Source organism: Amycolatopsis sp. NPDC004772 (assembly GCF_053601215.1).
Genome location: NZ_JBSGBK010000151.1, coordinates 1 through 11,727, shown reverse-complemented (window position 1 = coordinate 11,727; position 11,727 = coordinate 1). Strand labels below are relative to the sequence as shown.

11 protein-coding genes are annotated in these 11,727 nt (G+C 71.6%); 5 read left to right on the top strand and 6 right to left on the bottom strand.

The window, feature by feature from the left end; translation table 11 throughout:
• Nucleotides 1–208: 208 nt before the first annotated feature.
• On the bottom strand, nt 209–1,525 hold the full coding sequence (locus ACWEF6_RS42005) for a DUF2079 domain-containing protein (RefSeq protein ID WP_449688053.1): 1,317 nt from the start codon (nt 1,523–1,525) through the stop codon (nt 209–211).
• A 56-nt stretch (nt 1,526–1,581) separates the two neighbouring features.
• Nucleotides 1,582–2,910 carry a sensor histidine kinase gene (locus tag ACWEF6_RS42000; RefSeq protein WP_449688052.1) on the bottom strand — a complete coding sequence of 443 codons (1,329 nt, stop codon included), beginning with the start codon at nt 2,908–2,910 and terminating at the stop codon, nt 1,582–1,584.
• A 63-nt stretch (nt 2,911–2,973) separates the two neighbouring features.
• Between ACWEF6_RS42000 and ACWEF6_RS41995 the strand changes: the two genes are divergently transcribed.
• Nucleotides 2,974–3,810 (top strand): maleylpyruvate isomerase N-terminal domain-containing protein, encoded by an 837-nt coding sequence (locus ACWEF6_RS41995; RefSeq protein WP_449688051.1) that lies wholly within the window; start codon nt 2,974–2,976, stop codon nt 3,808–3,810.
• A gap of 6 nt (nt 3,811–3,816) precedes the next feature.
• Here ACWEF6_RS41995 and ACWEF6_RS41990 read toward each other — a convergent pair whose 3' ends face one another.
• Nucleotides 3,817–4,797, bottom strand: coding sequence for a small ribosomal subunit Rsm22 family protein (locus tag ACWEF6_RS41990; RefSeq protein WP_449688050.1), 981 nt, complete (start codon nt 4,795–4,797; stop codon nt 3,817–3,819).
• Between the two features lie 197 nt (nt 4,798–4,994).
• Here ACWEF6_RS41990 and ACWEF6_RS41985 point away from each other — a divergent pair, with 197 nt between their 5' ends.
• The 4 genes from ACWEF6_RS41985 to ACWEF6_RS41970 are packed head-to-tail and all read left to right on the top strand — an operon-like array spanning nt 4,995 to nt 8,033.
• Nucleotides 4,995–5,420, top strand: coding sequence for a YciI family protein (locus tag ACWEF6_RS41985; RefSeq protein ID WP_449688049.1), 426 nt, complete (start codon nt 4,995–4,997; stop codon nt 5,418–5,420).
• Between the two features lie 2 nt (nt 5,421–5,422).
• Nucleotides 5,423–5,773: a YciI family protein gene (locus ACWEF6_RS41980; RefSeq protein WP_449688054.1), complete on the top strand. Its 351-nt coding sequence runs from the start codon at nt 5,423–5,425 to the stop codon at nt 5,771–5,773.
• A gap of 39 nt (nt 5,774–5,812) precedes the next feature.
• A complete protein-coding gene (locus tag ACWEF6_RS41975; protein ID WP_449688048.1) occupies nt 5,813–7,078 on the top strand; it encodes an RNA polymerase sigma factor in 1,266 nt (421 codons plus the stop codon).
• Between the two features lie 55 nt (nt 7,079–7,133).
• Entirely contained in the window at nt 7,134–8,033 is a 900-nt protein-coding gene (locus ACWEF6_RS41970) for an SDR family NAD(P)-dependent oxidoreductase (protein ID WP_449688047.1), read from the top strand.
• Here ACWEF6_RS41970 and ACWEF6_RS41965 read toward each other — a convergent pair.
• Genes ACWEF6_RS41965 through ACWEF6_RS41955 form a run of 3 tightly spaced genes read right to left on the bottom strand, consistent with a single transcriptional unit; the run spans nt 8,030 to nt 11,096 of the window.
• Nucleotides 8,030–8,584, bottom strand: a complete 555-nt coding sequence (locus ACWEF6_RS41965; RefSeq protein ID WP_310968877.1) for an HD domain-containing protein — start codon at nt 8,582–8,584, stop codon at nt 8,030–8,032. The two genes, ACWEF6_RS41970 and ACWEF6_RS41965, sit on opposite strands and share 4 nt — an antisense overlap.
• Nucleotides 8,585–8,594: 10 nt before the next feature.
• A complete protein-coding gene (locus ACWEF6_RS41960) occupies nt 8,595–10,283 on the bottom strand; it encodes an L-lactate permease (RefSeq protein WP_449688046.1) in 1,689 nt (562 codons plus the stop codon).
• Between the two features lie 30 nt (nt 10,284–10,313).
• Nucleotides 10,314–11,096, bottom strand: a complete 783-nt coding sequence (locus ACWEF6_RS41955) for an IclR family transcriptional regulator (RefSeq protein ID WP_086837775.1) — start codon at nt 11,094–11,096, stop codon at nt 10,314–10,316.
• Nucleotides 11,097–11,727 lie beyond the last annotated feature (631 nt).

The window sequence follows — 11,727 nt, the reverse complement described above, 5'->3', positions numbered from 1 at the left end:
GATAAACACTCTTTCTCTACCCGACGCTCTTCCGATCTGTCTGACGCAACCAACGCCACATTGGGGCGCTTGGGGACAGGGCCTGGCTTCACTCGATCGAGTGAAGCGCGGACCCGGGCGTCATTCCTGGCGGAGGGTTCCCTCTTCTTCGGTGCGGCGGTAACCGGCCGGCACGCCCCCCGACTGGCCGGTTACCGCTGCGAGTTCCCTACTCACGGTGGAGCAGCACGACGGCGTCCGTCCCGTCGACGCGCAGGTACCCCGTGGTCTCCAGGTCCCCCAGCGCCGCCGCCTTCGTCGCGAGTGTCGTCGGCCAGGACTGTTCCGGCTGAGCCACGACCACCCACTCCGGCCGCTCGTCCGTCACGCCGTCGAAGAACAGCACCGTGCAGCGGGACGTCAGGTGCGGGGCCAGGCGGTTGGACGCCAGCACCGTCGCGCCGTCGGGGATCCGCGCCAGGACGGCTTCGATCCCGGCCCGCTGCGCCGGCGTCCAGACGCCGTCGGTCAGGTGCGCCGCCTGCAGGCCGAGCGAAGCCAGCCCGGCGACCACCGCGCACACCGGCACCCAGCGGGCGAGCCGGCGGGCGCCGTGCACGCCGGCGAGGAACACGATCGGCATCAGCACCGCGCTGTAGTGGTAGCCCAGGCCCCAGTAGCGGTCGTTCGCCGAGACCAGCCGCCACAGCAGCGTCGGCACCGCCAGGAGCAGCAGCGGTGACCGCAGCGCCGCGAACGCCGTCGGCGCGAGCAAGGCCAGCAGCATCGAAACCTTGACGATGGCCCCGCCGAACGGGTTGAAGCCGCTGCCGTGCGCGTACGCGCCCGCCGGGTTCAGCGCCGGCAGCACGACCAGGAACAGCAGCGCGGACGTCACGACGCCGAAGACGATCACCGCCCAGCCGAGCCGCCGCTGCCGGTTGACCACCAGCACCACGCCGACCGCGGCGAGCGTCAGCGGCAGGTCCTCCTTGACCAGCACCAGCGGCAGCGCGCACCAGACCGCGGCCCGCCACCGTTCGTGCAGCAGGTGCTCGGCGGTGAAGGCCAGCATCGGGACGGCGAAGCAGACCTCGTGGAAGTCGAAGTTGACGGCGGACAGCAGACCCCACGACAGCACGTACCCGACGCCCAAGAGCGCACCCCGGCGGGCGCCGAGCAGCCGGCTCGCGCACCGCGTCACCGGCACCGCGGACAGCGCGAACAGCAGGGCCTGGGCGACCAGCAGGCACCCCGGCGACGGCCAGAGCAGGTAGAACGGCGCCAGCACCGCCAGGATCGGGTGGAAGTGGTCGCCGAGGGTCGGCCAGTCCGCGCCGAGCAGGTCCGACACCGGCCAGTGCCCGTGCGCGTAGGACCGCACCGCCTGTTCGAAGATCCCCAGGTCGAACCCGCTCGCGTCGAACGTCCGCAGCCGCTGCAGCGACCAGGCGGCATACCCGGCGAAGGCGACCGCGGCGACGACGGAGGGGATCGCGCGGGTTTCGCGCGTGCGCGCGGGGGACGGCGCGAGATCGATCAGCATGGCGGGATGCTCGTGCGGCCACGCTGAACCGGAGCTTAAGCAAGCTGAAGAAGTCTTCAGGCCAGCGGCAAGCGAAGCTCCAGGCAGGCGCCGGACGTGCTCTCCGCGACGCGCAACATGCCGCCGTGCGCCTGCGCGATCTCCGCGGCGATCGCCAGGCCCAGCCCGGAGCCGCCGTCCTCGCGGGCGCGGTCGTCGTCGAGCCGCACGAACCGGTCGAAGACGCGCTCGCGGTCCTCGGCCGGGATGCCGGGCCCGTCGTCGCGCACGGTCAGCACGGCCTGGCCGCCGGACGCGGCGAGCGCGATCGTCACCCGGCTCTTCGCGTGCCGCTCGGCGTTGTCGACCAGGTTGCGCAGGACGCGCTCCAGCCGTCCCGCGTGCCCCTGCACCACCGGGTCGTCGTGGAGGTCCGGGCGCACCTCGACGCCGTCGCGAGGGAGCCGCTCGGCCAGGTGCCCGGTGACGAGGTCGGCGAGCGCGATCCGGGTGGTCCCGGCCGGCCGGCCGGTGTCGAGCTTGCTGAGCAGCAGCAGGTCCCCGGTGAGGGTTTCCATCCGCGAGACGTCCAGGACGGCGTTTTCGAAGCTGCGACGCCAATCGAGCCGGTCGGGGTGGGCGAGCTGGACCTCGAGCTGGGTGCGCATCGACGCCAGCGGCGTGCGCAGCTCGTGCGAGGCGTCCGCGGTGAACTGGCTCTGCCGCTGCACGGACCGGTCGAGCCGCGCGAGCATCTCGTTCATCGTGACGGCGAGCTCGGTGATCTCGTCACCGGAGTCGGGCACGGGGACGCGGCGGCCGAGGTCGGTCGCGCGCACGCCGTCGACCTCGGCGCGGATGGCCCCGACCGCGCGCAGCGACCGCCGCACGGCGAACCAGGCGACGGCGCCGATGAACAGCGAGGCGGCCGGCACCCCGCCCCAGAGGAGCTGCCGCGCGGTGGCCACCGTCTCGAGGCCGACGGGGTCGAGCTCCTCCGCGGACACGACCGCGTAGTGGCGGTCCTTCGTCCGGGACGTGCGGTAGAGCTGGTCGTCGAGGCCGAACGGCTGGACGATGACGCAGTCCGGCCCGTAGACCCGGACCGGCTCGCTGCCGGAAAACTTCTCCGGGCGGCCGAGCGAGCAGTCGGCCGCCTGCAGGCTGATCATGTACCCGCCGCCCTTGGGGTACCGCTCCGGCACGTCGGCCGGGGCGACGCCCGCGTTCAGCAGCGCGAGCAACGCGTCGGCCTTGTCGCTCGCCCGGGCACTGGCGTTGGGTTCGAGGCTGCTCTGCAGCGCGTTCACGAACCAGTACGCCCCGAAGCCGAGCACGACGGCCGACGCGAGGGCGGCGAAGAGGGCGACCCGCCACCGGGTCGACCGGGGCAGGATCCGGGCCACCCGCAGAAGATAACCGCACCTTCGAAGAACCGGGTGTGGCCTCCGCCGCCTACCGTTTTGTCTGTGACGAATGCACAGTGGCAGGCGGTGCGGACCGCGCTGGCGGAGACCGGCGAGCGGTTCGCGGACATCGTGGAGAACGCGCCGGACCCGGGCGCCAAGGCGATCGGGGTCTGGTCGGTCGCCGAGACGGCGGCGCACGTCGGCTGGATCGCGCACGTCTACACGGCCCTGGTGCACGGCGACGGCCGCTCGCTGCCGTTGCCGGAGCTGGAGGAGCAGATCGCGAAGGCCACCATCGAGACGGTCTCGGCGATGAACGACGTCGCGCAGGAGGCCTACCCCGAGCGTGACCCGCGCCTGCTGGCCAAGCAGTTGCGCGCGGACGTCGCCGAGCTGCTGCGCGCCGGCGGCGAGTACGGCCCGGACAAGGTGATCGACTGGCTCGGCGGCAGCCGGGTGCCGCTGCCCGGCCTGTTCGCGCACCTGCTCAACGAGCTGGAGATCCACGGCCACGACATCGCCCGCGCGAGCGGGCAGGAGTGGCGGATCGAGGCGGCGCACGTGGGGATGTTCCTGGACCTGTTCTTCACCGGCATGGTCCGCAACGACCTCGGACGCCTGCTCGCCCACGCCAAGCCGTCGCCCCGCCGGGTCGCGGTGGAATTCCGGTCCGACCACACGGCGCCGGTGATGCTGGTGCTGCAGCACGGCGAGCTGCGGGCGGAAGAACCCGACGGCACGGCGGACGCGCGCCTGACCTTCGACCCGGCCGTCCTGGTGCCGATGATGTTCGGCCGGATTTCCCCGCTGCGCGCGGTGGGCACCGGCAAGGTCCGCGTCGGCGGCCGCCGACCGTGGCGGCTGCCGGAGTTCCTCCGCACGGTCCACATGCCGTAGGCCGGGTCAGGCGGAAGACCAGCCGTCGCCCCATTCGGCGTCGCGGGCGTCCCGGTAGCGCGGGCCCTGCTTCTTCGAAACCGCCACCCCCGGCTGCAGCCCGTCGGCCGTGCAGAGGTCCAGCGCCACCCAGCCCTTGTGCTTCTTCGGGTGCCGGATGATCCGCGCTTCCGGCGGCTCGGGCCGGAGCCGCGACGCGACGACGTAGGAGAACTTCTCGTCCTCGAACCCGAGCGTGCCCGCCTTCAGCCGCCGGTGCAGGCCCGAGCGCGGCAGCCGCGCGGCGAAGTGGCACCAGTCCCGGCCGGGCGCGATCGGGCACGCGCCGTCGTGCGGACACGGCGCGACCACGTGCAGGCCGAGCTCGATCAGCTCGGCCCGGGCGGTCCGGATCCGTTCGTAGCCGGCCGGCGTGCCGGGCTCGATGAGCGCGACCGTGGTGGCTTTGGCAGCCAGCCACCGCACGACGTCGGTGCGCGTGGCGTCCGGCAGTTCGCCGAGCACGTAGGAGAGCGTGACGAGGTCGGCGTCGGGGGCGGGCGACGCCGGATCGACGAACCCGCGCCGCCACTCGGTGTTCCGGACCGCGCCCCGGCCGCTGCCGGAGGCGAGCCGCTTGCCGAGCCCGATGGCCCCGGCCACCTGTTCCAGCACGGTGCACTCGGCCAGCGAAGGCCACACGTCGGTGGCCGCCCACACGGCGGCACCGGTGCCCCCGCCGACGTCGATCTGGGTACGCGGCTCGAAGCCGGGAGCGCGTAGGGCGGCTTCGGCGAGGACGGCGTGTACGGCGGCGTAGGTGGCCGGCATGCGATAGCCGGCGTACGCGGCGACGTCGGCTTCGGAGCTGAGGATCGGCGAAGTGGCCGCATCACCCTGGCGGTAGCGCGCGCTGAGGCGATCGACGGACTGGGTCAGCCGGGCCACGGGGTGCCGGGCGAGCTCGTCGTCGAGCGCGGAGGAGAGATCATCGGGGAGTACCGCCACGACGGGCAGATTAGCCGGGTGCCCCCGCGCACGAGCGCGGCGGCCGGTGCGGCCAGCCGGTGATCCGCGGTCCGGTTTGTCCCCCGGAATCGGTCCTGAGCTGCTAGTTTTCCCGCGCCAAAAGTTTTTTGCGACGGCTGTCGATCCGGCGCCCGGCCGTTCGACGCGTAGGCAGAAGCGAACGAAGGGAGACCGCGGTGCGGTTCATGGTGATCGTCAAGACCAACGAAGACTCCGAGGCGGGCAAGGGCCCCAGCGCCGAGCTGCTCGAGGAGATGGGCAAGTTCAACGAAGAGCTGGTCAAGGCCGGTGTCCTGCTCGCCGGCGAAGGGCTCACCCCGAGCTCGCAGGGTGCGCGCGTCATCTTCTCCGGCAGCGAGGAGCCCAAGGTCGTCGACGGCCCGTTCGCCGAGACCAAGGAGCTCGTCGGCGGCTTCTGGATCCTGCAGTGCCGGGACCGCGAAGAGTGCATCGAGTGGATCAAGCGGATGCCCAACCCCGAGGGCCAGGCCGGCGAGGTCGAGATCCGGCGGGTCGCCGAGGCGTCGGACTTCGAGAACATGACGCCGGAAGTGGCCGAAATGGAGGGCCGGATGCGGGCCCAGTCCGCCGGGCCGGCGTGACCATGCGGTTCCTGGTGATCGTCAAGGCCAGTCCCGAGTCGGAGGCGCCCGGGTTCCAGCCCAGCGCCGAAGAGCTGACCGAGATGACGAAGTTCAACGAGCGGCTGTTCGCCGAGGGCCGGATCGAGCTCGCCGAGGGGCTCACGTCCAGCGCCGACGGCTCGCGCGTGCTGTTCCAGGGCGACGCGGAGCCGAAGGTCATCGACGGCCCGTTCGCCGAGACCAAGGAGCTGATCGCGGGGTTCTGGGTGCTCAAGGGCGAGTCCCTCGAAGAGATCGTCGAGCTGATGAAGCAGGTCCCGAACCTCGGCCCGGGCGAGGGCGTGCTGGAGATCCGGCCGATCGACGAGTAGTGGGTTGCACCGCGGAAGATCACCCTGTCTGATGGCCGGGTGACGGTTGCGGACGCCCGGAGAACGGTCGAAACGGTCTGGCGGATCGAGTCGCCGCGCCTCATCGCGGGCCTGGCCCGGATGGCTCGCGGCGACGTCGGTCTCGCCGAAGAACTGGCGCAGGACGCGCTGGTCGCGGCGCTGGAGCAGTGGCCGGACGCCGGCGTACCCCGCAACCCCGGCGCGTGGCTGATGACGATCGCCAAGCGCCGCGCGGTCGACCAGTTCCGCCGCAACGAGCGGTACGCGGAGAAACTCGAGGAGGTCGGGCGCGACCAGCGGCTCGGCGACGGCGTCCTGCCCGACTTCGACGCGGCGCTCGACGACCACATCGAGGACGACGTCCTCCGCCTGCTGTTCGTCGCCTGCCACCCGGTGTTGAACACGCAGGCGCGGGTGGCGCTGACGCTGCGCATGCTCGGCGGCCTGACCACCGACGAGATCGCGCGCGCCTTCCTGGTCCGCGAATCGACGATCGCCCAGCGGATCGTCCGGGCGAAGAAGGCGCTCGCGGCGGCGAAGGTGCCGTTCGAGGTGCCGGAGGGCGACGAGCGCGTCGCCCGGCTGTCGTCCGTGCTCGAGGTCATCTACCTGGTGTTCAACGAGGGCTACTCGGCCACGCGCGGCGACGACTGGATGCGGCCGGCGCTCTGCGAGGAGGCGATGCGGCTCGGCCGCGTGCTCGCCGGGCTGATGCCGGGCGAGTCGGAGGTCCACGGCCTGGTGGCGCTGATGGAGCTGCAGGCGTCGCGCGCGAAGGCCCGCACCGGCCCGAACGGCGAACCGGTGCTGCTGCTGGACCAGGACCGCGCCCGCTGGGACCGGTTCCTGATCCAGCACGGCCTCGCGGCGCTGACGTTGTCCGAGCACATCGCCGAAGGCGCGTACGGCCCGTACTCGGCCCAGGCGGCGATCGCGGCCTGCCACGCCCGGGCGCGGACGGCCGGGGAAACGGACTGGGCCCGCATCGCGGCGCTCTACGAAGGCCTCGGGAAGCTCCAGCCGTCCCCGGTGATCGAGCTGAACCGCGGGGTGGCGGTGGCGATGGCGTACGGGCCGGAGGCGGGCCTGGAAGTGGTCGACGCGGTTGCCGGCGATCCCGCGCTGAAGGACTACCACCTGCTGCCCAGCGTCCGCGGCGACCTGCTGGAGAAGCTCGGCCGCCGCGCGGAAGCCGAGCAGGAGTTCCGGCGGGCCGCGGAGATGACGGAGAACTCCCGCGAGCGCGCGCTGCTGCTGGACCGCGCGACGGCGGTCGCCGGCTGAGGCGTCTCTCAGGCGGATAGCAATACTCTCCATTTCAGATAGTTAAACTATCCGTATGGAGGGGACTGTGGGGAAAACTGTGACCAGGCGGGCCGTCCTGGGTGGCGGTGCCGCGAGTGCGGCGGCCGTGCTCGCCGGGGCGTCGAGCGCTTCGGCTTCGGCTCCGGTGCAGGGCCGGTTCGACGGCAAGGTCGTGCTGATCACCGGCGCCACCTCGGGCATCGGGCGGGAGGCCGCGCTCGCGTTCGCGGCCCAGGGCGCCCGGGTGGGGTTCTGTGGCCGGCGCGCCGAACTCGGCCGTGAGGTGGAGCGCGAGCTGCGCGGCCGCGGGTGCTACGTCCGGGCCGACGTCCGCGAGCCGGCCCAGGTCGAGTCCTTTGTGGACGCGGTGGTGCGCCGCTGGGGCCGGCTGGACGTCGCGTTCAACAACGCGGGCATCACCCTCGCGAAGCCGCTGCACGAAATCGGCGTCGACGAATGGGAGGACGTCCAGCGGACCAACGCGCGCGGGGTCTTCCTCGCGATCAAGCACGAGGTCCCGCACCTGCTCGAAAACGGCGGCGTCATCATCTGCACCGCGTCGTCGCAAGCCGAGCACACCCGGCCCGGGCACGCGGCGTACACCGCCAGCAAGCGGGCGATCCAGGGCATCGTGAAGGCCGCCGCGCTCGACTACGGTGCCCGGGGGATCCGGGTGCTGTCGATCGACCCGGGGACCACCGACACCGCGTTCGTCCGCCCGCCGGGCATCCCCGACGACCAGTGGGCGCAGTTCAAGCGGGCGTGGGGCCCGCTGAACGTCCACGGCCTGCCGAGGATGGCGGAGCCGAAGGAAATCGCCGCCGCTGTCGTGGCCTTGGCGTCGCCCGACTTCTCCTACCTCACCGGGACGTCCGTGCTGGTGGACGGCGGCCTCGGCACCGGACGCCCGATGGTCATGCCGCCCCGGGGTTAGCGGCCGCGCCAGGCGAGCGGGGACAGCGTCATCGCCGCCTCGGCGACCTTCCGCGCGGTCTCCGTCTTGAGGCCCTTCCGCGCCGACTCGATCCACTCGTCGACCGGCCGGACGCCGATGTCCCGGTACTCCAGGGCCTGCAGGAGCATCTCCAGCTTGTCCGCGTCCTTGGCGCACAACGCTTCCGCGGACTCCCGCGTCTCGTACTCGTCGACGGCCTCGCGAACCAGGTCCCGGGACCGCTCGGGGAGCGAGGCCGTCTGGTCGGCGGTGATCTGCCGCGGCTCCGGCTTGCGCAGGTAGTCGCCGGCCGTCAGCGGGAGGTCGCCCGTGCGCGTCTCCTGCGTGTCGTGCCACAGCGCGAGGAAGGCCGCCCGCTCCGGGGACGCGCCTTCCTCCGCCGCGAGCAGCGCCGCGAGCTGGGCGGCGCGCAGGCTGTGCTCGCCGACCGATTCCGGGTCGCGGACCCCCGCGTGCCACCAGCCCGACCGGCGGACGCGTTTGAGGAGCCCGAGCTCGTAGCCGAACGAGGCCAGCGCTTCAGACGTCATGCCGCCCAGCCTAGGGCGACGGGATCAGGGCCGTCAGGATCGTCGCCTGGAGGAGCGAAATCACGCCGACCACCGCGGTGAGCAGCAGCGACCACAGGAACGTCTGCCGCAGCAGCGAGCCCTCCTTGCCGCTCTGCCCGATCGCCGTCGCGCCGATCGACAGGTTCTGCGGCGAGATCATCTTGCCCATCACGCCGCCCGAGGTGTTCGTCGCGCCGGCCAGGATCGGGTTCAGGTTCAGCTGCTGCGCCGAGATCACCTGCATCGGGCCGAACAGGCTGTTCGTCGACGCGTCCGAGCCGGTCAGGAACACGCCCAGCCAGCCGATGTAGGCCGAGAACAGCGGGAAGACCACGCCGGTCGTCGCCAGGGCCAGGCCCAGCGTCTGCGTCGCGCCCGAGTAGTTCATCACGAACGCGATGGCCAGGATCATGAAGATCGTCGCCAGTGCCCAGCGCATCTGGTGCAGCGTCTTGGCGTACGTCGTCAGCAGCAGTTTCGCCCGCCCGCCCATCGCGAACCCGGCGATCACCGCCGCGATCAGCGCGACCGTGCCGGGCGAGAAGAGGAAGTCGACGGTCAGCGTCGCCGCGTACGGCGCGTTCTTCGCGGTGATCGGCGGGTGCTGGACGACGTGGTTGTGCAGCCCCGGCCAGGCGAAGACCCAGTCGGCCTGGTGCAGCAGCTTCGTCAGGTCGAGCCAGGTGGGGAGGTTCTTGAAGATCGTCCCGATCCGCGACAGGAAGATCGCCAGGATCAAGATGATGTAGGGCATCCACGCGTACAGCGCGCCGCGCTCGGCCTGGGCGGCGCCGAGGCTCTTGGCCGGGGTGGCTTCCTCGCCGTCGAAACGCCACACCGTCGCCGGCTGCCAGAAGCGGGTCAGGATCCACAGCGCGGCCATCGCGGTGAGCGCGGCGAGGACGTCGACCAGGCTGGCGCTGATGTAGTTGGACGCGACGAACTGCATGGCCGCGAAGGCGAGCCCGGCGGTCAGCACGGCCGGCCACACCTCGAGCATGCGCTTCCAGCCGGCCAAGACGACGACCAGGAACGCCGGGATGATCAGCGCCAGGAGCGGGACCTGGCGGCCGACCGCCGCCGAGAAGAGCTCGGTCGCCTGGTCCTGCTTGAGGTGCAGGATCGGCGCGGTCAGCCGGCCGAGCACGATCAGCGGGTTGCCCAGGCCACCGAACGCGACCGGCGCGGTGTTCGCCAGCAACGCCAGCACGACGGCTTTCACCGGCGGGAACCCGAGCGCGGCCATCATCGCCGCGGTGATCGCGATCGGCGACCCACCGCCGGCGACCCCTTCGAGCAGCGCGCCGAAGCTGAACGCGATGAGCAGCGCCTGCAGCCGCCGGTCCTCGCTGAACCCGGCGAGCACCCGCTTGATCGCGTCGAACCGGCCGGTGGCGACGGTGACGTTGTGGAAGTACACGGCGTGGAAGGCGATCCAGGCCACCGACCACACGCCGAACACGATGCCCATCGCGGCGGAGTCGAACGCCAGCGCGGCCGGCATCCGGTAGAGCAGGAGGGCGACGCCGAGCGCCGTCACCAGCGCCAGCGCCGCGGAGAGGTGCGCGGAGAACCGGATCACCCCGAGTGAAACCAGCAGCACGATGATCGGGAGCGCGGCGAGCAGCGCGGAAAGCCACAGCCCGCCCGCCGGCTGGTAGTCCTGGATCCAGGTCACGGTCGGCTCCTTTGCCGGTTTCGCGGGTGGTCAGGCCGGCCGGCTCCGGACGTACCCGAGCCGCAGCGACAGGGCGGCGGCCGTCCCGGCCACCGAGGCCCCGAGTTCGTCGAGCCGCCGCAGCACGCGCGGAGCGGGCCCGGCGATGCTGATGGCGGCGATCGGCCGCCCCGAGTGATCCCGCACGGCGGCGGCGACGCACCCGACGTCGGGCTCGTTCTCGACCTCGTCGATCGCCCACCCGCGGCGGCTGGTCTTCGCGAGCTCGTCGAGCAGCCGGTGCGGGTCGATGATGGTCTTGAGGGTGAGCGAGTCGAGCTTCATCCGCCGCACCCGTTCGAGCCGATCGGCCTCGGGCAGCGCGGCGAGCCACGCCTTCCCGAGCGACGTCGCGTGCTGCGGCCGCCGAGTGCCGAGCCGGCAGGCGAGCGTGACGGCACTGGCACTGCGTTCGGTGGCGACGTAGACCATGGTGTCGTTGTCGGGAACGGCGAGGTAGGTGGTTTCGCCGGACCGTTCGGCGAGCGAGGCGAGGTACCGCGGAGCGCACCGGTGCAGATCGGTGGCGGCCATCGCCCGGGCCCCGAGTTCGACGAGCCGCGTGCCGAGCCGCACCCGCCCGGTGACCTGGTCGGCCTCGAGGTACTCGAGGTTCTTGAGGGTGCCGACGATCCGGTAGGCGGCGCTGCGGGAAAGCCCCAGTTGCCGCGCGATCGCATTGGTGGAAATCTCCTGGTGCCGCCCGACGTGCTCCAGCACGGCAAGCCCGCGTTCGAGAGTTCCGCTTTGTTCGAGCCCGCGCTCCGGTCCCACGACGCCCTCCATTTCCCGCTGAGCGGCACGCCTTTCCGCTGGCTGGGGTTGGACGGTAACACCTCCGATGTATCTGCGGTAGATCTTGGAAAGTTTCGCAACAATGCGAGTAGTTGTGGATGCTAATTGGTTCAACATCCGATGGTTAAGTTTCCTACCTATGGCGGTTGCGCGGCTCCGAGCGGCGTCGTTCGACACGTTCGACAGGTGGGTTGTTCAGATGTGTGAATGTGCGGCCGGGTTGTCCACGGGGTGACGGCAATGTGGACAAAGCGGCGGTGATGGGCGTTCTTTCGCCGTTGTTGTCGGTCGGCGCCGATACGCTGGACCCGGGGGGCGCCCCCGCGGGTGGTGGTGGGTCGCCTTGGCCGAGTGGCTTGGTGCCCGCCGCGCTGCGACCCCGGGCGAGCGCTCTCTGCGGGATCTCCGCCTGATCGGCGCGGCCGGCGAGTGGCTTGGTGCCCGCCGCCTACGACCCCGTGTGAGCGAGCGTCCTCTGTGGGATCTCCGCCTGATCGGCGGACCGGCGGGTGGCTGGTGCCCACCACCCCGAAGCTCGATTGTCACTACGGACGGTGGTACCGCGTCAAGGCGGGAAAGCGTGCCTTGACCCGGCACCACCGTCCGCGTG